A 24,235-nucleotide genomic window follows, 5' to 3' on the forward strand; every position below is an offset into this window, starting at 1 on the left:
CGAGTTGTTTTCACGCGGTGGTTCGAGCGCTGTAGTTTTTGTCCAGCCATTGCTGGTAGGCGCCGCTTTTTACATGGGCGACCCAGTCGGGGTTGTTCAGGTACCACTCGACAGTTTTGCGGATGCCCGATTCGAAGGTTTCTTCGGGGGTCCAGCCGAGTTCGCGCTGGATCTTGCTAGCATCGATGGCGTAGCGCAGGTCGTGGCCGGGGCGGTCTTGGACGTGGGTAATGAGATCTTTGTAGGAGCTCATTGCCAGGCCTGCGGCCTGATTCGCGACGGGGGCGTCGCTCCCACAAATTTTGGCATTGCTGGATACAGGGCGGAGTTCGTCGAGCAGTTCGCAGAGGGTATGGACGACTTCGATGTTCTGTTTTTCGTTGTGGCCGCCGATGTTGTAGGTCTCGCCCACTTCGCCTTCGGTTACCACTTTGTACAGGGCGCGAGCGTGGTCTTCGACGTACAGCCAGTCACGCACTTGATCGCCCTTGCCGTAAATCGGCAGCGGTTTGCCTTCCAGGGCGTTCAGGATAATCAACGGGATGAGCTTTTCAGGGAAGTGGTACGGGCCGTAGTTGTTCGAGCAGTTGGTGATCAGGGTCGGCATGCCGTAGGTACGGCGCCAGGCACGGACCAGGTGGTCGGAGCTGGCTTTGCTCGCCGAGTAAGGGGAGCTGGGCGCGTAGGATGTTGTTTCGGTAAACAGGTCTTCGGGGCCTTCCAGGTCGCCATACACTTCGTCGGTGGAAATGTGGTGGAAGCGGAAGGCGGCCTTGCGCGTCTCGTCCAGGCCTAGCCAGTACTGGCGGGAGGCTTCCAGTAGGCAGTAAGTGCCGACGATGTTGGTTTCGATAAAGGCGGCCGGGCCGTCGATGGAGCGGTCAACGTGCGACTCTGCGGCCAGGTGCATCACGGCGTCAGGCTGGTGCTCACGGAAGACGCGGTCGAGTTCCGCACGGTTGCAGATGTCGACGTGTTCGAAGGCGTAGCGCTCGCTGTCGCTGATTTCAGCCAGGGATTCGAGGTTGCCGGCGTAGGTGAGTTTGTCGAGGTTGACCACGCTGTCGGCGGTGTTGCGAATGATGTGACGGATGACCGCCGAACCGATGAAGCCGGCGCCGCCAGTGACGAGAATTTTCATGTGTTTTTGTACTGTCCAGAGTTTGTTTAAGTAGCAAAGGCTGATCGTTCCCACGCTGTGTAGCAATGTGCACCGGGTGCTCTAGCGTCTACGCCAGAGCATAGGGCCAGGCATTTACGCCGGAGCGTGGGATCTATTTAGTTTGTCGCAACCCCGCAGTAATCGGAAGGCGATGTGCCAGGCGAATGAATTCGCCCCTACAAACGCCGATACGTAAGTGTGCTTACCCTACGCCGATGTCCTTATTGATCGTCCCACGCTCCGTGTGGAAATGCAGCCTTCGACGCTTCAGCGTCTACCGTGGAATCCGCGTAGCGACGCAGTGCAGCGCGGGCCAGGCTTCCACGCGGAAGGTGGGAGCTATTGAATCTAATGAAGTTTGTCGCAACCCCGCCGTCATCGGAAGGCAGTGTGCCAGGCGAATGAATTCGCCCCTACAAGAGCCGATACGTAAGTGTGCCTACCCTACGCCGATGTCTTTATTGATCGTCCTACGCTCCGGGTGGGAATGCAGCCTTCGACGCTTCAGCGTCTACCGTGGAACCCGCGTAGCGACGCAGTGCAGCGCGGGCCAGGCTTCCACGCGGAAGGTGGGAGCTATTGAATCTAATGAAGTTTGTCGCAACCCCGCAGTAATCGGAAGGCAATGTGCCAGGCGAATGAATTCGCCCCTGCAAAAGCCGATACGTAAGTGTGCGCTCCGGGTGGGAATGCAGCCTTCGACGCTTCGGCGTCTACACCGTGGAAACCGCGTAACGACGCAGTGCGGCGCGGGCCAGGTTTCCACGCGGAAGGAAGCTATTGACGTTTGTCGCCCCCCCCGCAGTCATCGGAAGGCAATGTGCCAGGCGAATGAATTCGTCCCTACAAAAGTCGGCATGTGAGCGTGCCTCACATTAAGCGCCGATGATGCTTTCGATGGTTTTGACCTGCTCGGCCACCAGTGCGGGGTTGGCGCGGGATTCGATGTTCAGGCGCAGTAAGGGCTCGGTGTTGGACGAACGCACGTTCATGCGCCACTCGGCGAATTCCAGGCTGAGGCCGTCGGTGGTGTCTTCCGTGGGGTTCTCGCTGGCATAGTGGGCCTTGACTGCCTGTAGCACGGCCCTGGCATCACTCACGGTGTAGTTGATCTCACCACTGCACGGGTAGGCGGCCATGCGCGCACCGACCAGCTCGGAAAGTTTCTTACCTTGGGTGCTCATCAGTTCAGCAACCAGCAGCCAGGGGATCATGCCGCTGTCGCAATAAGCGAAGTCGCGGAAATAGTGGTGGGCACTCATTTCGCCGCCGTAGATGGCGTTTTCCTTGCGCATGCGCTCCTTGATGAAGGCATGGCCGGTTTTGCTCTGGATGGCCTGGCCGCCGTTTTGCTGGCAAATGTCGATGGTGTTCCAGGTCAGGCGCGGGTCGTGGATGATCTTGGCACCCTGCTCTTTCTTGAGGAAGGCTTCGGCCAGCAGGCCAACGATGTAGTAGCCCTCGATGAAGTCGCCGTTTTCGTCGAACAGAAAGCAGCGGTCGAAGTCGCCGTCCCAGGCGATGCCCATGTCGGCCTTGTGTGCCTTCACCACATCGGCGGTGGCGGCGCGGTTTTCCGGCAGGATCGGGTTGGGAATGCCGTTGGGAAAGGTACCGTCCGGATTGTGATGCACCTTGATAAATTCAACCTTGGCACTCAGGGCCCGGAAGCGCTGCTCCAATGCGTCGATCACGTGGCCGGCTGCACCGTTGCCGGCATTGACCACCAGCTTCAGGGGCTTGAGCGTCGCGGCATCGAGGTAGCCAAGCAGGTGGTCGACATAAGCTTCCTGGCAGGATTGTTGGGTCAGCGTGCCGCGCGTTTCGACAGCGGCGAAAGCGTTGTCTTCGGCCAGGCGCTGGATGTCCTTGAGACCGGTGTCGCCGCTGATTGGCTGAGCGCCGCGGCGCACCAGTTTCATACCGTTGAAGTCGATGGGGTTGTGGCTGGCGGTGACTTCGATGCCGCCATCGACATCGAGGTGGAAGGCGGCGAAGTAGACTTCTTCGGTGCCGGTCATGCCCAGGTCGATGACGTCGCAGCCGGCATCCAGCAGACCATTGGCCAGGGCCTGCTTCAGGCCCTCGGTGGACAGGCGCATGTCGCCGCCGATTACGATGCGCTTGGCGTTCAGAAATTGCGCGTAGGCGCGGCCGATGCGGTAGGCGATGTCTTCGTTGAGCTCGGCACCGAGCTGGCCGCGGATGTCATAGGCTTTGAAGCAGGTGAGCTGGGGCATGGTCGACCTTATCTATTGATCATGTGTGATACGCGTTGCAGCGTTACTTTCTCGGATTTCATCGGCTGTAGGAGCGGTCTTGACCGCGATTGAACCGCAGCACCGCGTTGCCTGGATCGCGGACAAGTCCGCTCCTACGAAGAGCGCTGCGATGCTGGGCCCACGGCCGGATCCCCTCGCTGGTAGAGCAGTTTGCCAACGCGGTCGATATGCTCGATGAGCGCGGGATTGTCCAAGTGCTCATAGAGTGACAGATCCATCTTCCACGGCAGCAGAAGGTCATCTAGTTCGCATTCGAGCCTAAGCAAGCCGGGGTAATCGAGATTACCTTTCAGTGTCAGATCTATATCTGAGCCCGTGCGGTAGCTGCCTTTGGCACGCGAGCCGTACAAGATGGCCCGTTCGACGCCAGGATATCGCTCGAGTACGCCCTGGATCGCATTGAGCGCATGCTGTGGAAGACCGGTTTCGCCCAAGCTATTCATGCTTATTCCAGACGCTTCAACATAACGTGCTCAAGGGCAGTTAGCAGCGGTAATGATGGTTGCGGATGTTCGTCAGGATGGCTTCGGCGGTTTCCTCCGTTGTAGGTGCGGGAGGTGCGGTTGCGATCCACCAGCATGGCCATCCAGCCCTCGCCATCATCGACGAGTCCCTTGGCAAAGGCTTCACGAATGGTGCCCCGCGAGCCCATGATGCCTTCAATGCCTTGCCAGACCAGGAAATCCTTGAAGGTATTCCAGCCCAGCTCATAGGTGTATTCGAACGCTTGGATAACGCCCTGCTTCTCCAACCTCGTCAGTTCGCGCTGCTGCACCAGAAGCATGGCTTCACTGAGCTGGGCCAGTGCCTTGCGGAAGTTGTTCAGGCGCTGCTTCCAGCGAATGTAGCGTCATTGCCTAGCTTTGGATTCTTGTTCAGGCACGCTACCGCCCCAGGATTTTGCGTCTACTTCCTGAGGACGGGTGTTGCAAGGGTGCTTCACCGGATCAGCTCTAGGCCGGCCGGGCGATGCTGGTGGTTTACTGTTTGCGCACGCTCGCCAAGGGCATGTGCAGGTGCTGTTCGCGGTTAAGCAGTTTCATGAGCAGCACAACGCGCTCCTCGCCGTCCATGGACAGGAAGATGGCGTCGAGTTCGGCAAAGCTGCCGTCGATAATACGGACCTTGTCTCCAGCCTGAAGCAAAGGCTGTGGCTTGGGTTCCACGCGCTGGCGCAGGTTGTCGATAAGCGAGTCGGCCACTTGCAGGGGGTAGCCGCCAAAGGCGACCAGGCGGTTGACGCCACGGGTTGAACGCAGCGGCGCCCAGTTGCTGCTGTCACTCAGCTGTATGAACAGGTAGCCGGGAAATAGGGATTCTTCTTGGATCAGCCGCTGGCCACGCACCAGGCGCTCGCGTCGGCATCGCGGGCGGTAGCAGGTGTAGCCTTGGCGTAGCAGGTGCTCTTCTGCCCGCTCGTCCTGCCGAGGTTTGCACTGCACAAGGTACCAAGCAATGTCTTGGTCGATGGCTGTGGCTTCGAGGGCACACGCGTTCATGTCCATTTTTCAATTGCCCGCCTGAGTGCTGCGGCCCTGTCTTCCCTGTCAGCGCTGATTGTGAAAAGGCGCACAGTCTAGCCCAAGTTCTATAAAAGACGAGCCTCTATTCTGAAAAAATGGCCACTGGCCGGTTGTTAAGCGCATAACGTTGATGCAGAGCATCTGCCAGCTGCCGCTTGGCCTCCGCTTCCCCATGCACCAGCCGAATTTGGCTCGGCCATTCGCGCATTCGGGTAATGAAATTGATCAGGCCACGCTGGTCCGCATGAGCCGAGTAACCACCCAGGCTACTGACGCCAGCGCGAATGCTGTGGCGTTCGCCCTCGAGGTCGATGTAGCCGCCTTGCGGACCGTATCGCTGGATCGCATTGCCCGGCGTTCCTTTGGCCTGGTAGCCCACAAACAGAACATTGTGGCGAGAGTCGCCGAGCATGGCCTTGAGGTAGTTGACGATGCGTCCGCTGGAGCACATGCCGTTGCCAGCAATGACGATGGCGGGACGTGCGGTACGGGCCAGGTGTTGGACCATGCGCAGGTGATCGTGATGGCTGTCTACCGTGATCAATTGCTGGAACTCCAGTGGACGTCGACCGGCCTGTACCCGGCGTAGGGCTTCCTGATTCCAAAACGGTTGCAGCTGCCGATAGGCTGCGGTGAACCGCGAGGCCAGCGGTGAATCAAGGATGATCGGCAGTTGCGGCCAATCTGTTGGAGCACCGGCCAGGCCTTGAAGTTCCTCGCTCGACGCGCAGCTTCGGCCAGCGGTTTTGCGGTGGATGATGTCTTCCAATTCGTAGAGCAATTCCTGGGTGCGCCCAATGCTGAACGCGGGAATCAGCACGCTGCCTTCATCTTCCAGTGCCTGCTCGATGACGGCTTCGAGGCGCTGACGGCGGCTGCGCCGGTCTTCATGGAGGCGGTCGCCGTAAGTGCTTTCAATCACCAGCGTATCGGCGCGATACGGCGACTTGGGCGCTGGCAGCAGCGGCGCGTGGGGAGCGCCGAGATCACCCGAGAAGACGATGCGCTGTTTTGCCCCGGTTTGCGGATAACGCAGGTCGATTTCCACATAGGCGGAGCCGAGTATGTGCCCAGCACGCTGCAGGCGGATGCGACAGCTCAGGTCCGGCTGATCAATCAGGCTGAACCAGGTTTTGTAGGGCAAGGCGATGATGCGTTGCTCGATCACCTTTATATAGCGCTCGACCAGTTTCTGGTCACGGCTGAAGCCGAGCTTGAAGGCATCCTCTAGGACGATGGGCAGCAGCTTGGCCGAAGGCTCGCTGCACAGGATAGGACCTTTGAAGCCGGCGGCCAGCAAATAGGGGATGCGCCCGACATGGTCGATGTGGACATGAGTGGCGACCAGCGCACGAATGCCATCGAGGGGAAATTCAATATTCAGTCGGTCTGCGCCGGATTGACCCTAGGCAGAAATTTCCGCACCTTGAAACAGGCCGCAGTCGATTAGCAGACTGTTTTGCGCGTTCATGTTCAATTGATGGCAGGAGCCAGTCACGCCATCTCTCGCGCCGTGATGGAGAATCTCGGGATAGTTCATGTTCATTCCTTATAACGATGAATTGCCAAGCGAGCGGGATGGTATCGAGTTTCGACAAAAGGAAACGGAAATCGGGCGCAATGATCCGTTGTGGCTTTTTGACGCCTGCGCTTTCGGAGTTCGTCGCCGCATCGGCGTGAAAGCACGGAGCCAGGCGAATGAATTCGCCCCTACCAAAGCGGTTCAGCGCGCATGCAAACCAACTGTAGGGGCGAATTCATTCGCCGTTGCACGGGCCATCCGGTAACTGATGAGATGCGACGGATGTCTGGGTTCGGCTGGAATGGCCACAATGTAAATCGACCACTACAGTTGGGCCGTCAAATAGACGGAAGGCAATGGATATGCCTCGCAAGTTCTTGCTGAAGGGGCGCACCTCACAGACGAATCAAATCTACCATGTCACAACCTGCACCGAAGCTCGTCACCCGTGGTTCGTGAACTTTCGAATCGCGCGCATTGTGATTACTGAAATGCGTCGTTTGCAGGAAGAACAACGAGTTGTCTCACTTGCATGGGTCGTGATGCCTGACCATGTGCATTGGCTGTTACAGCTGCGGGAAGACAGCGATTTGTCTCAAGTAATAAAAAAACTCAAAGGCCGCTCATCCCGACAAATTCGTTTGCAGTCAGGCCAAACAGCCCCCGTTTGGCAACGTGGTTACCACGATCATGCTTTGCGCTGCGACGAAAGCGTGCCACAGATTGCCCGCTATATCGTTGCCAACCCGCTTCGGGCAGGTCTCGTCGAACGTATCGGACTCTATCCGCATTGGGATGCGATTTGGCTGTGAATGCTGCGTAGAGGTTATGGCTTGACAGTAGGGGCGAATTTATTCGCCGTTGCACGGGCCAGCCGGTAGCTGATGAGATGCGACGGACTTAGGGGGTTTGGCTGGGCCCGCACCTTCGACGTTCGTCGCCGCATCAGCGTGGGCTTAAAACACGGTGCCAGGCGAATGAATTCGCCCCTACCAAAGCGACTCAGCGCAGGCAAACCCAACTGTGGGGGCGAATTTATTCGCCGTTGCACGGGCCAGCCGGTAGCTGATGCGACGCGACGAACCGTAGAGGTTTGGCTGACTGATGCCCCACCTTCGATGTTCGTCGCCGCATCGGCGTGGGCTTAAAACACGGTGCCAGGCGAATTTATTCGCCGTTGCACGGGCCAACCGGCAGCTAATGAGGTGCGATGGACTGTGGGGGTTAGGCTGGGCCCGCACCTTCGATGTTCGTCGCCTCATCGGCGTAGTTAAAACGCACGGAGCCAGGCGAATGAATTCGCCCCTACCAAAGCGGTTCAGTGTGCATGCAAACCCAACTGTGTGGGGGCGAACTATTCGCCCCCACACAGTTGGATTGCAGACTGCCTTGGCTCAGGCCAATTCGGCCAACACTGCATCCAATGCCTGGGCCGGGTCGGCAGCCTGACTGATGGGGCGACCGATCACCAGGTAATCGGAACCGGCGTCCAGTGCCTGGCGGGGGGTGAGGATGCGGCGTTGGTCGTCCTGGGCGCTGCCGGCCGGGCGAATGCCAGGGGTAACCAGTTGCAGGTGCGGTTGCGCGGTTTTCAAGGCCGGCGCTTCCTGGGCGGAGCAAACCAGACCATCCAGCCCGGCTTGTGCGGCCAGGCCGGCCAAGCGCAGTACCTGCTCCTGAGGTTCGATATCCAGGCCGAGGCCACGCAAATCTCCGCGCTCCATGCTGGTCAACACGGTCACGCCGATCAAGAGCGGTTTTGGGCCACTAAGAGAATTCAGCGTTTCGCGGCACGCTGCCATCATGCGCAGGCCACCGGAGCAGTGCACGTTGACCATCCACACACCCATCTCGGCTGCCGCCTTGACCGCCATCGCCGTGGTGTTGGGAATATCATGAAATTTCATGTCGAGGAAGACATCGAAACCCTGGGCCTGCAGCGTCTCGACAATGCCAGGGCCACAACGCGTGAACAACTCCTTACCCACCTTGACTCGGCATTTTGTGGGATCGAGGCGGGCCGCCAAGGCCAGTGCGGCGTCGCGGGAAGGAAAGTCGAGGGCAACGATGATTGGGGACGGGCAGGCCATGGCGAAATCTCTCGGTAAAAAACGCCGCGCATTGTAGCCGAAGGCGCAGCTGGGGCGAGCGGAAAGCTGCCGCATGCAGGACGGATCGCGCCTCATCACATGTCGTAGGGCGGCCTCGCGGGCCACAGCGAGCAGCCCACCGCTGGAAACACGCCCCATGCTGGGCTGCCCCGTGCACTCCGTGCATCCCGCCGTACACACCCTGCGCGTGGTGTGGGTTCAACAGGCCGGGCAAGCAAACTGACAAGCACACGACAAGGTCGTATGGTGACAGCTCCACGTTTTATTGAGGTGCATGGCCATGCCTTGGTATGTCTGGTTGATCCTGCTGGTGGTGTTCGGTTCGGTCATCGGCAGCCTGCTGATGCTGCGTGATGGCGCGAAGAAAATCCCTCTGACGGAGGAACAATTGAAGGACATCAAGGCGCGTAATGCGCGGCTGGATGCCGAAGAGAGACGCGAAAAAGATTGAGTTTCGACGCTCAAAATTCAGCTTGAAGAGTACCGATTTGCGACTTGCAGGGTAACCGGCTCGTCGCCCGAGGTCGGACCAGAATGCCCAACGGCAGGAAGATCGATTGCAGTCTTCCTGTCGCGTGCAGGCTTTCCAGCAGCGTTTCAAGATGTTGAGCACTGATTGGGCCATCGGGCCGCAGCAATGCACGGTGATCGTAATACTGATCGACCTTCTGGGCGACGTGCAGTCGGTTTCGGTAATGCGGATTGCGTTGCAGGAAAGCCTCCAGAAAGGAGCGCGTTACCACGGCAATCTCGGCACGCTTGTTCAGCACCATCAGCAGATTGCCTTCGTGGGAGTAGGTTAGGGCAACTGCAAATCGTTCACGCAAGCGTTCCGGATCGGTGACAAAGTCGGCGAAGCGGTAACTGTAGTCGCGATAAAGCGCCAGGCGCTTGTCCTGCAGGGTGTCGAAGTAGTGCTCCTCTCGGGGCGCCAGTGCGACGAACATCGCCGCGTCCTGCAAGCCCAGGTCAATCACGTCATGATCGATATTTTTCCAGCCCCACTGGGGGTTGTCGAACATGACCATGTCGATCCGCCCCGTCTGCAGGTCGACGAAACGCCGAGGAATAGCCGTGGGCACCACCACGAAGCGATAGTCGGACTGGATCTGGTTGAGCGCACCCAGCAACTCAATCAGCAAGCCCTCTCGAGCGCCCGCATCTTGCACGTAGGGAGGGAAATAAGTCCCGGCGACCTTTACCAGCCGCTCGGCCTGTATCGGACCCGCAAGCCCGTGGCCCGCCAGTAACAATAGGGACAGGAGCAGCCAACGCATCCTGGAAATCTCTTGAAAAACACCATTCGAAGCCTACCTGAGCAATGGATGAAAGCCTAGCAAGCTAACCATTGCCAACCCAAACTCAGGCATTACTGCTCATTCACGGCGCTCGAATCACCATAGCCAGCGCTTCTTCAGCCAGGCTATCCAGGGTCATTGGCCCGTCGGGACGATACCAGGTGGTGGTCCAGCTCAGCGCCCCGGTGAGGAAACGACGCAGGATAAACGGATCGTTTTGCACATATCCGGCCGCACGCGCTTCCTCCAGTACCCCCAGCCATACCTGTTCATATTGATCGCGCAGGGCGAGCACCTGGGCCTTGCCGTCTTCGGACAACGAGCGCCATTCGTATACCAGCACCGCCATGGCTTCGCCGGTCCCGCCCATGATCGACTGCAGCTCACCACGGATCAGCGCCAGCACTCGCTCGCGCAAATCACTGGCCTCGCTCAACGCGGCGCGCAGCAGGGCGGTGTTGTAAATGACGGTTTCCTCCATCACCGAACGCAGGATTTCTTCCTTGCTCTTGAAGTGATGGAAGATGCTGCCGGATTGAATGCCCACCGCGTTGGCCAGGTCGCGCACCGTGGTGCGCTCGTAGCCCTTGCGGCGAAACAACCGTGCGGCCTCCTGCAGCAGTTTGCCGCGGGGGCTTTCGGGGTCGGTAACTTGGCCGCTGGCAACAAGCTCCTGCATTACGGCCTGGGCCTTTTGATCATCCACGTGTACTACCTCTCTCACCAAGCATTAATGGGCTCACCTTGGCGGCGACAAGCCGCCACATACAGACCCAAGTCCTAATGCCATTTATTTAGGGGCGAATTCTGGGTGTTAGCCGCCAGCCGAGCAAGCGCTTGGCTAAAAGTATCAGCAAGGGGCTTTTCAACCAAGCGCTTGCTTGGTAGTGTTCGCTTCACCTTATCCAGCGTGAGCGGACTATCACAATGACTAAAACCGTACGCATCGGCTGCGCCTCCGCTTTTTGGGGCGACACCTCTACTGCCGCAGCCCAGTTGGTGCGAGGCGCAACTCTTGATTACCTGGTTTTCGACTACCTGGCCGAGATCACCATGTCGATCATGGCCGGCGCCCGGATGAAGAAGCCCGATGAGGGCTACGCCAAAGATTTCGTCGAGGTATTGGCCCCGCTGCTCGGCGAAATCGCCGCCAAGAAAATCCGCATCGTCAGCAACGCCGGCGGCGTTAACCCCAGCGCTTGCGCCGCGGCCATGGCGGCGGCCTGCGAAAAGGCCGGCGTCAACCTGAAGATTGCCGTGCTGCACGGTGACAACCTGCAGCCCAAGCTCGGCGAGTTGAGCAAGGCCGGCACCACCGAAATGTTCAACGGCTCGCCGCTGCCGCCGTTCTGCGTGTCGGTCAACGCCTACCTGGGCGCACCGGGCATTGCCGCTGCACTGGATCAAGGTGCCGACATCGTGATCACCGGCCGCGTGGTGGACAGCGCTGTAGTTACCGGCGCGTTGGTGCACGAATTCGGCTGGAGCTGGAACGAGTATGACAAGCTGGCCCAGTCCGCCCTGGCCGGTCACTTGGTGGAATGCGGCGCGCAAAGCACCGGCGGCAACTTCACCGACTGGCGCGACGTCCCGGACTACGAGCACATCGGCTTCCCGATTCTGGAAGTCGAGGCCGATGGCAGCTTTGTGCTGACCAAAGCGGAAAACACCGGCGGCCTGGTTACGCCCTTCACCGCCGGCGAGCAGATGCTCTATGAAATCGGCGACCCGCGCGCCTACCTGCTACCGGATGTGATTTGCGACTTTACCCAGGTCAATCTGGAGCAGGACGGCGAACACCGCGTGCGTGTCAGCGGCGCCAAGGGCCTGCCGCCGACCGAGCAGTACAAGGTCAGCGCCACTCACCCCGACGGCTTCCGCTGCACCGCCAGCTGCCTGATTGCCGGCATCGACGCCGTGGCCAAGGCCGAGCGCGTCAGCCAGGCCATCGTCAAGAAGACCGAGGAAATGTTCATCGAACGCGGCTGGGGTCCGTACCGCGAAGTGAACATCGAACTGCTGGGCACCGAAGCCACCTACGGCCCGCGCGGACAACGCCAGGACACCCGTGAAGTGGTGATCAAACTGGCCGTACGCCACCCCAAGAAAGAGGCCCTGGTGCTGTTCTCCCGTGAGATCGCCCAAGCCTCCACCGGCATGGCGCCAGGCCTGACCGGCATCGTCGGCGGTCGCCCCACCGTGTATCCGGTGATCCGCCTGTTTTCGTTCTTGGTCGACAAGAGCGCGTGCACCCTGGAAGTGGAACTCAACGGCGAACGTTCCCCCGTGGCCCTTCCGACGTTGCAAACCTTCGACCCGGCGCAGTTGGCCGACGATATCGCCCCGCCGCTGGCCCAAGGCGAGGCCACCGTCAGCGTGCCGCTGATCAAGCTGGCCGTGGCGCGCTCCGGCGACAAGGGCAACCACAGCAATATTGGCGTTATGGCCCGCAAGGCCGAATATCTGCCGTGGATTGCCGAGGCGCTGAGCAACGAGGCCGTGGTGGACTGGATGCAGCATCTGCTCGACCCGATCACCGGGCGCGTCAGCCGCTGGTACCTGCCAGGCACCCACAGCCTGAACTTCCTGCTGGAAAACGCCCTGGGCGGCGGCGGTGTCGCCAGCCTGCGCATCGACCCGCAGGGCAAGGCCTTCGCTCAGCAATTACTGGAATTCCCGGTGCCGGTGCCCAGCGCATTGGCGGAGACGTTGTAGGGTGGATCGGGGCGCGTAGCTGGCGCTTCATCCATTCACCGCTGTTGCTTTTGGTGGAAAACGCTTTGCGGTTTTCCACCCTACGAATACGACGAGGACGATTAAAACAATGAGCTATGACTCGGTCTTTAAACCCGGCCTGTTCGCCGACCAGACCATCATGGTCACCGGCGGCGGCAGCGGTATCGGCCGCTGTACCGCCCACGAACTGGCCGCCCTGGGCGCCCATGTGGTGTTGGTGGGACGCAAGCTGGAGAAGCTGGAAAAAACCGCCGCCGAGATCGTGGAGGACGGCGGCAGCGTCAGCTTCCAGACCTGCGACATCCGTGATGAAGAAGCCGTCAAGACCATGGTCAAGGCCGTGATCGCCGAGCGCGGTCGCATCCACCACCTGGTCAACAATGCCGGCGGCCAGTTCCCGGCGCCGCTGATCGGCATCAACCAGAAAGGCTTCGAGACCGTGGTGCGCACCAACCTGGTCGGTGGCTTCCTGATCGCTAAGGAAGTGTTCCTGCAGAGCCTGTCCAAGCACGGCGGCAGCATCGTCAACATGCTGGCCGACATGTGGGGCGGCATGCCGGGCATGGGGCACTCCGGCGCGGCCCGTGCCGGCATGGAAAACTTCACCAAGACCGCCGCCTACGAATGGGGCCACGCCGGCGTGCGCGTGAACGCCGTGGCGCCCGGCTGGGTGGCCTCCAGCGGCATGGACACCTACCCCGACGCCATGAAGAACATGATCCGCTCCCTCAAGGATCACGTGCCGCTGCAGCGCATCGCCACCGAAGCGGAAATCGCCTCGGCCATCGTCTTCCTGCTGTCCCCCGGCGCCAGCTTCATCAGCGGCAACACCATCCGCATCGACGGCGCCGCCAGCCAGGGCACCCGTGCCTGGACCCTGGGCAAGGCGAAGAACAGCGAGTCCTACAACGGTTTTCACCGTGCCTACCAACCCGATGTACTGAAGGACGGAGAATAACAACATGCCCGTGATCCAGTCAGAGATCGACGTCCACGACGCAGCCTTCGCTGCCAACCGCGACGCCATGCTCGCAGCCGTGGCCAGCTTCCGTGACGTTGAGCAGAAAGTGCTCGACAAGGCCAATGAGGCCAAACCGAAATTCGAAAAACGCGGCCAGTTGCTGCCCCGCGAACGCATCAACCTGCTGCTCGACCCGGGCGCGCCCTTCCTTGAACTGTCGTCGCTAGCCGGCTACAAGCTGCACGACGACAAAGACGGCACCCAGGCCGGTGGCGGTATCATCGCCGGCATCGGCTACATCGAGGGCGTACGCTGTATGGTGCTGGCCAACAACAGCGCCATCAAGGGCGGCACCATCTCTCCCACCGGCCTGAAGAAATCCCTGCGCATGCAGCAGGTAGCGGTGGAGAACAAGCTGCCGATCGTGACCCTGGCAGAATCCGGCGGTGCCAACCTGAACTACGCCGCCGATATCTTCGTCGAGGGCGCACGCGGCTTCGCCAACCAGGCGCGCATCTCGGCCATGGGCATTCCCCAGGTGACCGTGGTGCACGGCTCCTCCACCGCCGGCGGCGCCTATCAGCCCGGCCTGTCCGATTACGTGGTGGTGGTGCGCGGCAAGGCCAAGATGTTCCTGGCCGGCCCGCCGCTGCTCAAGGCCGCCACCGGCGAGATCGCCACCGACGAACAACTGGGTGGCGCCGAGATGCACGCACAGATCGCCGGCACCGCCGAGTACCTGGCCGAGAACGACGCCGACGGCGTGCGCCTGGCGCGCAACATCATGCAGATGCTGCCGTGGAACCAGCAGTTGCCGGTACGCGCCAAAAAGGCCTACCGCGAGCCGCTGTACCCGGCCGAAGAATTGCTGGGCATCGTGCCCAACGACGCCAAGAAGCCCTACGACGTGCGCGAGATCATCGCCCGCATCGCCGACGGCTCCGAATTCCTCGACTTCAAGAACGAGTTCGACAGCCAAACCGTGTGCGGTCACCTGAGCATCGAAGGCCAACCCTGCGGCTTCATCGGCAACAACGGCCCTATCACCCCGCGCGGCGCCGCCAAGGCTGCACAGTTCATCCAGCTGTGCGACCAGAGCAACACCCCGATCCTGTTCTTCCACAACACCACCGGCTTCATGGTCGGCACCGAGTCCGAGCAGAATGGCGTGATCAAGCACGGCTCGAAGATGCTGCAAGCCGTGGCCAACGCCCGCGTGCCCAAGCTGACCATCGTGGTCGGCGGCTCCTACGGCGCCGGCAACTACGCCATGTGCGGCCGTGGTCTGGACCCGCGCTTCATCTTCGCCTGGCCCAACAGCAAGACCGCCGTGATGGGCGGCGCCCAGGCCGGCAAGGTGCTGCGCATCGTCACCGAGGACAAGCACACCAAACAGGGCATGACCGCGGACCCGAAGATGCTCGACATGCTGGAAACCGTCACCGCGCAGAAACTGGACAGCCAGTCCACCGCGCTGTACGGCACCGCCAGCCTGTGGGATGACGGCCTGATCGACCCGCGCGATACCCGCAAGCTGCTGGGCTTCCTGCTGGATATTTGCGCCGAAGCCGAAGTCCGTCCGCTCAAATCCAACACATTCGGAGTGGCGCGCCTGTAAGCGCGCCCTTCCTCCCAGAACTCCGCAAGAAGGACAACAACAATGAACTTCACCCAAGAGCACGAAGAACTGCGCCGCACAGTCAAGAATTTCGTCGACAAGGAAATCAACCCGCACGTCGAGGAGTGGGAAAAAGACGGGCGCTTCCCGATGCGCGAGCTGTTCAAGAAGGCCGGTGATCTGGGCCTGCTGGGCATCTCCAAGCCGGAGAAATTCGGAGGCATGGGCCTCGATTACAGCTACTCCGTGGTCGCCGCGGAAGAGTTCGGTACCGCCCATTGCGGCGGCGTACCGCTGGCCATCGGCGTGCAGACCGACATGTGCACCCCGGCACTGGCGCGCTTCGGCTCCGATGCCCTGCGCGAAGAGTTCCTGACCCCGGCCATTGCCGGCGACATGATCGGCTGCATCGGCGTGTCCGAGGTCGGCGCCGGTTCCGACGTGGCCGGGCTGAAGACCACCGCGCGCAAGGATGGTGATGACTACGTCATCAACGGCGCCAAGATGTGGATCACCAACAGCCCGCAAGCCGACTTCATCTGCCTGCTGGCCAACACCAGCGACGACAAGCCCCACGTCAACAAGTCGCTGATTGTGGTGCCGATGAACACCCCCGGCATCACCCTGAGCCCGCACATCGAGAAGCTCGGCATGCGTTCCTCGGAAACTGCCCAGGTGTTCTTCGATGACGTGCGCGTGCCGCAGCGCTACCGCATTGGCCACGAAGGCGCCGGCTTCATGATGCAGATGCTGCAGTTCCAGGAAGAGCGCCTGTTCGGCGCGGCCAACATCATCAAGGGTCTCGAGCTGTGCGTTGACCAGACCATCGAATACACCCGCCAGCGCCACACCTTCGGCCAGCCGGTCATCAACAACCAGGCGGTGCACTTCCGCCTGGCTGAGCTGCAAACCGAAATCGAAGCCCTGCGCGCCCTCGTCTACCAGGCCACCGAGCAGTACATCAAGGGGCGCGACGTGACCAAGCTGGCCTCCATGGCCAAGCTCAAAGCTGGCCGCCTGGGCCGTGAAGTCACCGACAGCTGCCTGCAGTTCTGGGGCGGCATGGGCTTCACCTGGGACAACCCGGTCTCGCGCGCTTACCGCGACGTGCGCCTGGTGTCCATCGGCGGCGGTGCCGACGAAATCATGCTCGGCATCATCTGCAAAATGATGGGCACCCTGCCTGGCAAGAAGAAAGGTTAAGAGCGGAAGCACCGTAGGGTGGATGTCGTTTTTACATCCACCACGGCCCCGCTTGGTGGATCGATGAAGCGTGATCCACCCTACGATTGCCCTCCCCTTGCGAATACATCAAGGAGCCTGTGATGGCCGATCTACCCAACTGCGAAACGCTGCTACTGAATCTGGAGGCTGGCGTACTGAACGTCACCCTCAATCGCCCGGACAGCCGCAACGCCATGAGCCTGGCCATGGTGCATGAACTGCGTGCGGTGCTGGAAGGCGTACGCCATGACGCCAACGTGCGTGCGCTGGTGCTGCGCGGCGCGGCCGGCCATTTCTGCGCCGGCGGCGACATCAAGGACATGGCCGGCGCCCGCGCCAAAGGCCCGAACGCCTACCGCGAACTGAACCGCGCCTTCGGCGCCATGCTGGAGGAATTCCAGACTGCGCCCCAGGTGGTTATTGCCGTGCTGGAAGGCGCCGTGCTGGGTGGCGGTTTTGGCCTGGCCTGCATTTCCGACATCGCCATCGCCGCCGAAAGCTGCAAATTCGGCCTGCCGGAAACCACCCTGGGCATTCTGCCGGCGCAGATCGCGCCCTTCGTGGTCAAGCGCGTGGGCCTCACCCAGGCCCGTCGCCTGGCCTTGACCGCTGCGCGTTTCGATGGTCTGGAAGCCTTGCATCTGGGCCTGGTGCATTACTGCGAGTCCAGCGAAAACCTGGATGTACGGCTGGCCGAAGTCCTCGATCAGGTACGCAAATGCGCCCCCGGCGCCAACGCCCAGACCAAGGCACTGCTGCTGGCAACCGAAACCCAGGCGCTGAGCTCGCTGCTGGACAGCGCCGCCGAGCAGTTCGCCGCCGCAGTGACCGGTGCCGAGGGCATCGAAGGCACCATGGCGTTCGTGCAGAAACGCGCGCCGAAGTGGGCGCTGTAACGGATCGAACACATTGGCAATACCGACCTTGCCTATCTGGCGCTCGGGCTATGCATTTGTAGGGTGGATGTCGCTTTCCACATCCACCAGAACACCGCTCGGCGCGGTCAATGAAGCGCGATCCGCCGAGCGGGCCCAGCGTTACGGCAACCTCAACAGTTAACGGCAGGAGTAGAAAAACAACATGCCCGCATTCCACAAGATCCTCATCGCCAACCGTGGCGAAATCGCCTGCCGGGTGATGCGCACCGCCCAGGACCTCGGCTACCGCACCGTCGCGGTGTTTTCCGAAGCCGACGCCGGCGCACGCCACGTCCAGGTCGCTGACGAAGCCGTGTGCATCGGCCCGGCGCAGGTCAACCAGTCCTACCTGGTGATCGACAACATCATCGCCGCGGCGAAGAAAACCGGTGCCGATGCGATCCACCCCGGTTACGGCTTCCTCTCCGAAAACGCCGATTTCGCCCGCGCCTGTGAAGCCGCCGGCATCGTGTTCATCGGCCCCACCGTGGACGCCATCCACCTGATGGGCAGCAAGCGCCTGTCGAAGATCGCCATGCTCGAAGCCGGCGTACCCTGCATTCCGGGTTACGAAGGCGCCGCGCAGGACGACGAGACCCTGATCCGCGAAGCCGAGCGCGTCGGCTACCCGCTGATGATCAAGGCCAGCGCCGGCGGCGGCGGTCGCGGCATGCGCCTGGTGCACGACGCCAGCGAACTGAGCGCACAGATCCGCACCGCTCGCTCCGAAGCGCAAAACGCCTTCGGCTCCGGTGAGCTGATCATCGAGCGCGCCGTGGTTCGGCCGCGCCACGTTGAAATCCAGGTGTTTGGCGACCAGCACGGCAATATCGTGTACCTGGGCGAACGCGACTGCTCCGTGCAGCGCCGTCACCAGAAAGTGGTCGAGGAAGCCCCTTGCCCGGTGATGACCCCGGACCTGCGCAAGGCCATGGGTGAAGCCGCCGTGAAGGCTGCCGCCTCGGTGAACTATGTCGGCGCGGGCACCGTGGAATTCCTGCTGGATGCCAGCGGCGAGTTCTTCTTCCTGGAAATGAACACCCGCCTGCAGGTGGAGCACCCGGTGACCGAACTGATCACCGGCCAGGACCTGGTCGCCTGGCAGATCCAGGCGGCTGCCGGCCACCCGCTGCCCCTCAAGCAGGACGAGATCACCCTGACCGGCCACGCCATGGAAGTGCGCCTGTACGCCGAGGACGCGGCGAAGAACTTCCTGCCGCAGACCGGTACCGTGCTGCGCTGGGAGCCGGAACTGCGCGACGGCGTACGCATCGACCACGGCCTGGTGGAAGGCCAGCTCGTCTCGCCGTTCTACGACCCGATGCTGGCCAAGGTGATCGCCTATGGCGCCACCCGCGAAGAAGCACGGCGCAAGCTGTTGCGCGCGGTAGAGAACTGCGTGCTGCTGGGCGTCAACGGCAACCAGCGCTTCCTTGCCAACCTGCTGAGCAACGCCGAATTCGCCGCCGGCAACGCGACCACCGCGTTCATCGCCGAGCATTTCAACGAAGACCCCAGCCTGAGCCCGCAAGCGCCGTCCGCGGCCGAACTGGCCACCGCCGCCGCCCTGCTCTACCAGGCTTCGGCCAACAGCCGCGCCCACCAGGGCGAACTGGCTGGCTGGCGCAGTGCCGGCAGTGCGCCCTGGCGCTTCCTGCTCAAGCAGGGCGAAAACCGCTACAGCGTGGCGCTGGACGTCCTCGAAGCCGGCAGTCAGCCGCGCCTGCGGGCCACCGTTGGCGAAGGCCGCGTGGAACTCAAGCTGCTGGCCAGTGATGGCCGCTGGCTGACCCTGGAACAGGATGGCATTCGCCGCCGCGTCGCCTACCATCAGGACGGCGATACGCTGCACCTGTACGGTCAGTACGGCAACCTGGAACTGGTCGACGTCACCCATGAACCGGCCGGTGGCCTGAGCGCCGCCAGCTCCGGTACGGTCAAGGCGCCCATGGATGGCGCGATTGTCGACGTGTTGGTGGAAGAAGGCGCCAAGGTCAGCAAGGGGCAATTGCTGGTAGTGCTGGAAGCCATGAAGATGGAGCACCCGCTCAAAGCCGGCGTCGACGGCATCGTGCGCAAGGTGCAGGCCAGCAAGGGCGACCAGGTGAAGAACCGCCAGATTCTGGTGGAGATCGAAGCCGACGAAGCCTGAGCTTGCGAACCGTAGGGTGGACAACGCTTTCCTTGTCCACCATCGCGCGCACGGCGCGCTGGTGGATCGGTGAAGCGCGATCCACCCTACGATTGCCGAAATACGACCTGGAGCCTGATCTAGGCTGGTGAAAGAACGAAGGGAGGACCGCACGGCGATCTTCCCTTTTTCATGGCCCGTCAAAAAGGACTATCCCATGACCCTGCATGACAAGACCCTGTTCATCACTGGCGCCAGCCGTGGCATTGGCCGCGAGATTGCCCTGCGTGCCGCGCGAGACGGCGCCAATATCGTGATCGGCGCCAAGAGCGACCAGCCCCACCCCAAGCTGGCCGGGACCATCCATTCCGTGGCCGCGGAGGTCGAAGCGGCCGGTGGTCAAGCGTTGGCCCTGCAACTGGATGTACGCGACGAAAACGCCGTCAAGGTCGCCATGGCCCAAGCGGCTGAACGTTTCGGTGGCATCGACGCGCTAGTCAATAACGCCGGGGCCATTCGCCTGCAAGGCGTCGAGCAGCTGGAACCCAAGCGCTACGACCTGATGTTCCAGATCAACACCCGCGCGGTGATGGTCTGCAGCCAGGCTGCCCTGCCCTACTTGAAGCAGAGCGCGAACGGGCACATTCTCAGCCTGTCCCCGCCGCTCAACCTCGACCCCAAGTGGTTTGCCCAATACGGCCCGTACACCACCACCAAGTACGGCATGAGCATGCTGACTCTGGGCATGAGCGAGGAATTCAAGAAGTACGGCATCAGCGTCAACGCGCTGTGGCCACGCACGGTGATCGCCACCGCAGCCATCGAATATGAACTGGGCGGCCAGCAGGTCTTCAAGCAGGCTCGTACGCCAGCCATCATGGCCGATGCTGCTCATGCCATCCTGAGCAGCCAGGGGCGCAGCCTGACGGGCCGATTGCTGATCGATGAAGATATCCTGCGTGAACGAGGCGTCGAGGATTTCGAGCCCTACCGCTACGACCGCAACGGCGGATCGCTGATGCCGGATCTGTATCTGGAGTGATCGAAGCCGTTTGGAACGGCTTCAATTACTGCTGCGGGAGTCCGTCCTGGCTCCCGCATCGCTGCCTCAGACGCGGAATTGTCCGACCAGGCGCTTGAGGCGCTCAGCCAGGGTGTTCAGTTCCCGTGCCGTCTGGGCGCCTTGAACGGCGTCATCCGCCACACCGTCCACGATCCCGGCAATCTGGTGGACGCTGCGGTTGATCTCCTCGGCTACCGCGGTCTGCTCTTCGGCAGCGCTGGCGATCTGCGCGTTCATCGAGTTGATGGTGCCGATCAGCGTCGAGATGGTATTGAGCGCTTCGCCGGCCAGGTTGGATTGCTCGCGGGTGCTTTCGCCTCGCGAGGTCACCCGCTGCATGGTGCTGACGGACTGGGCCGTGGTGTTTTGCAGGCGGTCGATCATGCTTTGGATCTCACCGGTGCTTTGCTGAGTACGACTGGCCAGCGCACGTACTTCGTCGGCCACCACCGCAAAACCACGCCCCGCTTCACCGGCCCGCGCTGCCTCGATGGCGGCGTTGAGCGCCAGCAAGTTGGTCTGCTCGGCAATGGCACGAATGACCTCCAGCACACCGACAATGCCCTGCACATCCACGCGCAAGCTTTCCAGGGATTCGCTGCTACTGCTCACTTCGGTGACCAGGTCATGGATATGGGAAATGCTCAGGCTAACGACCTTCTGAGCCGACTGGCCTTGCTCGTCTGTTTGCCGTGCGGCTTCGGCGGCACGCTGGGCACTCTGGGCAACTTCCTGTGCGGCGGCTGACATTTCGTTGATGGCAGTGGCCACCTGATCGGTCTCATGACGTTGACCGGTCATTGCTTGCTCGGAACGCTGCGCCTGATTCGCCACCTCGCCCACCAACCCCGTCAGTTGGCCAGTGGTCGTCATTACCTGCTTCACCAGGGTGTGGATTTTCTCGACGAACGCGTTGAATGAACGCGCCAGCTCACCCAGTTCGTCCTGACCGGAAACAGGTAGCCGATGGGTGAGATCGCCATCGCCTGCGGCCATGTCGTCGAGATTCTGCTTGATCAGCATCAGCGGCCGCAGGATCGAACGGGTCAGCGGAACCGTGATGGCTGCAATCAACACCAGCAATCCAATGGCCGAGGCCATCATGACCAGCAGCAGGTGATCGATACGCTGCTCGAACACGGCGCGGGCATTGGCGACATCCAGCTCAAGGCCGTCGAGGTTCAATGCGGTACCGAACACCATGTCCCACTTCGGCAAATACATCGAGTAACCGATCTTGGGGACCAGCACCCGCTCGGCACCCAGCACGAAGGAGTAATTCACATAGTGGCTGCCATCCATCCCTGCCCTGACCAGTTCGCGGATCGGATAGCCACCCGTGGCATCCTGAAAGTTGTAGAAACTCTCGCCAATCTTGTCTTCGGTGCTGCCCTGGAACAGGCGAAGGGTCTTGCTATCGTAGCCCCAGAAATACCCCTCCTTGCCGTAGTTCAGCTTCTTCAGCTGGTTGACCGCTTCGGCCCGAGCATCCATGTCGTTGGCTGCGGAGGCCTGATAGATCGGTTCGATCATCACATAGGCCATCTCCACGTAATGCTGGAGTTCAACACGGCGGTCTTTTTGCAGGTTTTCGCGGGTTTGGGCTTCCTGCTGGTCTGCCAGTTGCTGCAGCATCACGACGGAAACAGCGCTCAACATAATGGCCAACAGTAAAATCGGCCCCAGGGCCAGAAGCAGTAGTTTTGATCTCAATCGCAGCATTGACAGCATGTTTCATTCCTAGGAGTGCAATGTTGTTTTCTCGCCGCTCCGCGGCGAATTTAAGCCTCTCTTGGTTATCGGTCAGATTTGCTAAAACTCGACCAAAATTTGCTCGCGCACCTTCAGGCTGTAACCGCGTGAAATCTGGACCCGCCTAAACGGCAAAACCCCGCCGGAGCGGGGTTTTGTTGTCTTCGCCGGGAGTTACGCCATGGCGACTTTTTTCAGCTCTTCATCACGCAGCTCGCGGCGCAGGATCTTACCGACGTTGGTCATCGGCAGGCTGTCGCGGAACTCGACCTGTTTGGGCCGCTTGTAACCGGTGAGGTTGTCGTGCATGTGCTGCATGACTTGCTCCTTGGTCAGGCTGGCACCCGGCTTGACCACCACGAAGACCTTGATCGCCTCGCCGGTACGCTCATCCGGCACGCCAATCGCGGCGCACTGCAGCACACCCGGCAAGGTGGCCAGCACATCTTCCAGTTCGTTCGGATACACGTTGAAGCCGGACACCAGGATCATGTCCTTCTTGCGGTCGACGATGCGGATGAAACCGTCCGGCTGGATGACAGCTATATCACCGGTCTGCAGCCAGCCATCGGCGCTGAGCACTTCATCGGTGGCTTCCTGGCGCTGCCAGTAGCCTTTCATTACCTGCGGGCCTTTGGCACAGAGCTCGCCCCGCTCGCCAAACGGCAGGTCGTTGCCTTCTTCGTCGATCACCTTGCAGCTGGTGGAGGGAACCGGGATGCCGATGGTGCCGACCTGGATATTTTGAATCGGATTAACCGTGACTACTGGGCTGGTTTCGGTCATGCCGTAACCTTCACAGATGGCGCAGCCAGTAACCTCCTTCCACCGCTCAGCCGCTGCCAATTGCAGGGCCATGCCACCGGAAAGGGTCAGCTTCAAACCGGAAAAATCCAGTCGGCGGAATGCCTCGTTGTTGCACAGGGCGACAAACAGGGTATTGAGACCCACAAAGGCGGTGAACTTGAAGTTGCCCAAGTCCTTGATCATCGCCGGCAAGTCGCGCGGGTTGGTGATCAGCACGTTATGGTTACCGGTCAGCATCATCATCATGCAGTGCACGGTAAAGGCGTAGATATGGTAGAGCGGCAACGGGGCGATGAGAATTTCACTGCCTTCATTGAGCGTGGCCCCCATCAGCGCCTTGCACTGGAGCATGTTGGCGATCAGGTTGCGATGGGTCAGCATTGCGCCCTTGGCCACGCCCGTGGTGCCGCCGGTGTACTGCAATACGGCAACATCGTTGGCGGCCGGCGAGGCTTCGTTGACCGACTTGCCGCGTCCCTTGGCCAGGGCATCGTTCAGTTTGATGGCCTGGGGGAGGCTGTAGGCCGGCACCATCTTCTTGACGTACTTGACCACGCTGTTGACCAAGAGGCGCTTGAGCGGCGGCAGCATGTCACCCACCTCGGTGACGATGACGTGCTTGACGCCGGTTTTGGGCAGCACGACCTCCGCCAGGTGGGCCATGTTGGCCAGGCAGACCAGCGCCTTGGCACCCGAATCGTTGAACTGATGCTCCATCTCGCGGGCGGTGTACAGCGGGTTGGTATTCACAACGATCAGCCCGGCGCGCATGGCGCCGAACACCACCACCGGGTACTGCAGGACGTTGGGCAATTGCACGGCGATACGATCACCCGGCTGCAGGTCGGTATGCTGCTGCAGCCAGGCGGCGAAGTGACCGGAGAGCTCATACAACTCGCCATAAGTAAGGGTCTTGCCCAGGTTGCTGAAAGCGGGCTTGTCGGCAAAGCGTTGGCAGGACTGTTGCAATACCGCCTGAATATTCGGGTATTCATCGGCATTGATATCAGCAGGAATACCTACTGGATATTTGTCCTTCCAGAAATTTTCGGTCATGGAAGCCCACTCCTAAGCTCAGCTTATCTTCACCGTCTTGATGACGGTTGTCGGTTGGTCTTGTTGTATATG

At 61.0% G+C, this 24,235-nt stretch carries 20 protein-coding genes and 2 pseudogenes; 10 read left to right on the plus strand and 12 right to left on the minus strand.

Annotation, left to right across the window (positions count from 1 at the left end):
- Positions 1-10: 10 nt before the first annotated feature.
- The 6 genes and pseudogenes from rfbB to ACTV8E_RS03245 all read right to left on the minus strand — a co-directional run bounded on the left by rfbB (position 11) and on the right by ACTV8E_RS03245 (position 6,507).
- Positions 11-1,141, minus strand: a complete 1,131-nt coding sequence (gene rfbB, locus ACTV8E_RS03220) for a dTDP-glucose 4,6-dehydratase (RefSeq protein WP_443198462.1) — start codon at positions 1,139-1,141, stop codon at positions 11-13.
- Between the two features lie 896 nt (positions 1,142-2,037).
- Positions 2,038-3,402 (minus strand): phosphomannomutase, encoded by a 1,365-nt coding sequence (locus ACTV8E_RS03225; protein ID WP_443198463.1) that lies wholly within the window; start codon positions 3,400-3,402, stop codon positions 2,038-2,040.
- Between the two features lie 134 nt (positions 3,403-3,536).
- Positions 3,537-3,887, minus strand: a complete 351-nt coding sequence (locus tag ACTV8E_RS03230) for a nucleotidyltransferase domain-containing protein (protein WP_273537508.1) — start codon at positions 3,885-3,887, stop codon at positions 3,537-3,539.
- A 2-nt stretch (positions 3,888-3,889) separates the two neighbouring features.
- Positions 3,890-4,228 (minus strand): HI0074 family nucleotidyltransferase substrate-binding subunit, encoded by a 339-nt coding sequence (locus ACTV8E_RS03235; protein ID WP_273537509.1) that lies wholly within the window; start codon positions 4,226-4,228, stop codon positions 3,890-3,892.
- Positions 4,229-4,424: 196 nt separating this feature from the next.
- The gene (rfaH, locus tag ACTV8E_RS03240; protein WP_443198464.1) at positions 4,425-4,943 is read right to left on the minus strand and encodes a transcription/translation regulatory transformer protein RfaH; all 519 of its coding nucleotides are present in this window, start codon (positions 4,941-4,943) and stop codon (positions 4,425-4,427) included.
- A 106-nt stretch (positions 4,944-5,049) separates the two neighbouring features.
- Positions 5,050-6,507: pseudogene (locus ACTV8E_RS03245) on the minus strand (MBL fold metallo-hydrolase RNA specificity domain-containing protein).
- On the opposite strand from ACTV8E_RS03245, the gene ACTV8E_RS03250 reads away from it, so the two are divergent.
- A complete protein-coding gene (locus ACTV8E_RS03250) occupies positions 6,506-6,754 on the plus strand; it encodes a hypothetical protein (protein ID WP_443198465.1) in 249 nt (82 codons plus the stop codon). The pseudogene ACTV8E_RS03245 and the gene ACTV8E_RS03250 overlap by 2 nt on opposite strands.
- 97 nt (positions 6,755-6,851) lie before the next feature.
- A complete protein-coding gene (locus ACTV8E_RS03255) occupies positions 6,852-7,301 on the plus strand; it encodes an REP-associated tyrosine transposase (RefSeq protein WP_251837368.1) in 450 nt (149 codons plus the stop codon).
- Between the two features lie 582 nt (positions 7,302-7,883).
- Here ACTV8E_RS03255 and pyrF read toward each other — a convergent pair.
- Entirely contained in the window at positions 7,884-8,579 is a 696-nt protein-coding gene (pyrF, locus tag ACTV8E_RS03260) for an orotidine-5'-phosphate decarboxylase (RefSeq protein ID WP_251837369.1), read from the minus strand.
- A gap of 301 nt (positions 8,580-8,880) precedes the next feature.
- On the opposite strand from pyrF, the gene ACTV8E_RS03265 reads away from it, so the two are divergent.
- Positions 8,881-9,051 (plus strand): DUF2897 family protein, encoded by a 171-nt coding sequence (locus ACTV8E_RS03265; RefSeq protein ID WP_273537514.1) that lies wholly within the window; start codon positions 8,881-8,883, stop codon positions 9,049-9,051.
- A 10-nt stretch (positions 9,052-9,061) separates the two neighbouring features.
- Here ACTV8E_RS03265 and ACTV8E_RS03270 read toward each other — a convergent pair whose 3' ends face one another.
- Both ACTV8E_RS03270 and ACTV8E_RS03275 read right to left on the minus strand, forming a co-directional pair.
- Positions 9,062-9,877: a substrate-binding periplasmic protein gene (locus ACTV8E_RS03270; RefSeq protein ID WP_443198466.1), complete on the minus strand. Its 816-nt coding sequence runs from the start codon at positions 9,875-9,877 to the stop codon at positions 9,062-9,064.
- A 103-nt stretch (positions 9,878-9,980) separates the two neighbouring features.
- Positions 9,981-10,604 carry a TetR/AcrR family transcriptional regulator gene (locus ACTV8E_RS03275; RefSeq protein ID WP_443198467.1) on the minus strand — a complete coding sequence of 208 codons (624 nt, stop codon included), beginning with the start codon at positions 10,602-10,604 and terminating at the stop codon, positions 9,981-9,983.
- Positions 10,605-10,825: 221 nt separating this feature from the next.
- On the opposite strand from ACTV8E_RS03275, the gene ACTV8E_RS03280 reads away from it, so the two are divergent.
- The 7 genes from ACTV8E_RS03280 to ACTV8E_RS03310 all read left to right on the plus strand — a co-directional run bounded on the left by ACTV8E_RS03280 (position 10,826) and on the right by ACTV8E_RS03310 (position 20,527).
- Positions 10,826-12,613, plus strand: a complete 1,788-nt coding sequence (locus ACTV8E_RS03280) for an acyclic terpene utilization AtuA family protein (protein ID WP_443198468.1) — start codon at positions 10,826-10,828, stop codon at positions 12,611-12,613.
- A gap of 109 nt (positions 12,614-12,722) precedes the next feature.
- Positions 12,723-13,592: an SDR family oxidoreductase gene (locus ACTV8E_RS03285; protein WP_443198469.1), complete on the plus strand. Its 870-nt coding sequence runs from the start codon at positions 12,723-12,725 to the stop codon at positions 13,590-13,592.
- 4 nt (positions 13,593-13,596) lie between these two features.
- Entirely contained in the window at positions 13,597-15,213 is a 1,617-nt protein-coding gene (atuC, locus tag ACTV8E_RS03290) for a geranyl-CoA carboxylase subunit beta (protein ID WP_443198470.1), read from the plus strand.
- A gap of 42 nt (positions 15,214-15,255) precedes the next feature.
- On the plus strand, positions 15,256-16,416 hold the full coding sequence (gene atuD / locus ACTV8E_RS03295; protein WP_443198471.1) for a citronellyl-CoA dehydrogenase: 1,161 nt from the start codon (positions 15,256-15,258) through the stop codon (positions 16,414-16,416).
- 122 nt (positions 16,417-16,538) lie between these two features.
- The gene (locus tag ACTV8E_RS03300; RefSeq protein ID WP_443198472.1) at positions 16,539-17,333 is read left to right on the plus strand and encodes an enoyl-CoA hydratase/isomerase family protein; all 795 of its coding nucleotides are present in this window, start codon (positions 16,539-16,541) and stop codon (positions 17,331-17,333) included.
- Positions 17,334-17,517: 184 nt separating this feature from the next.
- Positions 17,518-19,506 (plus strand): acetyl/propionyl/methylcrotonyl-CoA carboxylase subunit alpha, encoded by a 1,989-nt coding sequence (locus tag ACTV8E_RS03305; protein WP_443198473.1) that lies wholly within the window; start codon positions 17,518-17,520, stop codon positions 19,504-19,506.
- A 196-nt stretch (positions 19,507-19,702) separates the two neighbouring features.
- Positions 19,703-20,527, plus strand: a complete 825-nt coding sequence (locus ACTV8E_RS03310; protein ID WP_443198474.1) for an SDR family oxidoreductase — start codon at positions 19,703-19,705, stop codon at positions 20,525-20,527.
- 66 nt (positions 20,528-20,593) lie between these two features.
- On the opposite strand, the gene ACTV8E_RS03315 is transcribed toward ACTV8E_RS03310, so the two are convergent.
- The 3 genes and pseudogenes from ACTV8E_RS03315 to fadD1 all read right to left on the minus strand — a co-directional run bounded on the left by ACTV8E_RS03315 (position 20,594) and on the right by fadD1 (position 24,163).
- Entirely contained in the window at positions 20,594-21,421 is an 828-nt protein-coding gene (locus ACTV8E_RS03315) for a methyl-accepting chemotaxis protein (RefSeq protein WP_433962716.1), read from the minus strand.
- 78 nt (positions 21,422-21,499) lie between these two features.
- Positions 21,500-22,279: pseudogene (locus ACTV8E_RS03320) on the minus strand (cache domain-containing protein); the annotation flags it as partial.
- A gap of 195 nt (positions 22,280-22,474) precedes the next feature.
- Positions 22,475-24,163 (minus strand): long-chain-fatty-acid--CoA ligase FadD1, encoded by a 1,689-nt coding sequence (gene fadD1 / locus ACTV8E_RS03325; protein ID WP_251837381.1) that lies wholly within the window; start codon positions 24,161-24,163, stop codon positions 22,475-22,477.
- Positions 24,164-24,235 lie beyond the last annotated feature (72 nt).

The organism is Pseudomonas sp. B392_1p (assembly GCF_052245235.1).
In the GTDB taxonomy this organism is placed as follows: domain Bacteria; phylum Pseudomonadota; class Gammaproteobacteria; order Pseudomonadales; family Pseudomonadaceae; genus Serpens; species Serpens gallinarum.

What these genes read in the sequence shown, in the direction of transcription:
- rfbB (WP_443198462.1), bottom strand. Translation starts at nt 1,141, where the DNA reads ATGAAAATTCTCGTCACTGGCGGCGCCGGCTTCATCGGTTCGGCGGTC.
- ACTV8E_RS03225 (WP_443198463.1), bottom strand. Translation starts at nt 3,402, where the DNA reads ATGCCCCAGCTCACCTGCTTCAAAGCCTATGACATCCGCGGCCAGCTC.
- ACTV8E_RS03230 (WP_273537508.1), bottom strand. Translation starts at nt 3,887, where the DNA reads ATGAATAGCTTGGGCGAAACCGGTCTTCCACAGCATGCGCTCAATGCG.
- ACTV8E_RS03235 (WP_273537509.1), bottom strand. Translation starts at nt 4,228, where the DNA reads ATGCTTCTGGTGCAGCAGCGCGAACTGACGAGGTTGGAGAAGCAGGGC.
- rfaH (WP_443198464.1), bottom strand. Translation starts at nt 4,943, where the DNA reads ATGAACGCGTGTGCCCTCGAAGCCACAGCCATCGACCAAGACATTGCT.
- ACTV8E_RS03250 (WP_443198465.1), top strand. Translation starts at nt 6,506, where the DNA reads ATGTTCATTCCTTATAACGATGAATTGCCAAGCGAGCGGGATGGTATC.
- ACTV8E_RS03255 (WP_251837368.1), top strand. Translation starts at nt 6,852, where the DNA reads ATGCCTCGCAAGTTCTTGCTGAAGGGGCGCACCTCACAGACGAATCAA.
- pyrF (WP_251837369.1), bottom strand. Translation starts at nt 8,579, where the DNA reads ATGGCCTGCCCGTCCCCAATCATCGTTGCCCTCGACTTTCCTTCCCGC.
- ACTV8E_RS03265 (WP_273537514.1), top strand. Translation starts at nt 8,881, where the DNA reads ATGCCTTGGTATGTCTGGTTGATCCTGCTGGTGGTGTTCGGTTCGGTC.
- ACTV8E_RS03270 (WP_443198466.1), bottom strand. Translation starts at nt 9,877, where the DNA reads ATGCGTTGGCTGCTCCTGTCCCTATTGTTACTGGCGGGCCACGGGCTT.
- ACTV8E_RS03280 (WP_443198468.1), top strand. Translation starts at nt 10,826, where the DNA reads ATGACTAAAACCGTACGCATCGGCTGCGCCTCCGCTTTTTGGGGCGAC.
- ACTV8E_RS03285 (WP_443198469.1), top strand. Translation starts at nt 12,723, where the DNA reads ATGAGCTATGACTCGGTCTTTAAACCCGGCCTGTTCGCCGACCAGACC.
- atuC (WP_443198470.1), top strand. Translation starts at nt 13,597, where the DNA reads ATGCCCGTGATCCAGTCAGAGATCGACGTCCACGACGCAGCCTTCGCT.
- atuD (WP_443198471.1), top strand. Translation starts at nt 15,256, where the DNA reads ATGAACTTCACCCAAGAGCACGAAGAACTGCGCCGCACAGTCAAGAAT.
- ACTV8E_RS03300 (WP_443198472.1), top strand. Translation starts at nt 16,539, where the DNA reads ATGGCCGATCTACCCAACTGCGAAACGCTGCTACTGAATCTGGAGGCT.
- ACTV8E_RS03305 (WP_443198473.1), top strand. Translation starts at nt 17,518, where the DNA reads ATGCCCGCATTCCACAAGATCCTCATCGCCAACCGTGGCGAAATCGCC.
- ACTV8E_RS03310 (WP_443198474.1), top strand. Translation starts at nt 19,703, where the DNA reads ATGACCCTGCATGACAAGACCCTGTTCATCACTGGCGCCAGCCGTGGC.
- ACTV8E_RS03315 (WP_433962716.1), bottom strand. Translation starts at nt 21,421, where the DNA reads ATGACGACCACTGGCCAACTGACGGGGTTGGTGGGCGAGGTGGCGAAT.
- fadD1 (WP_251837381.1), bottom strand. Translation starts at nt 24,163, where the DNA reads ATGACCGAAAATTTCTGGAAGGACAAATATCCAGTAGGTATTCCTGCT.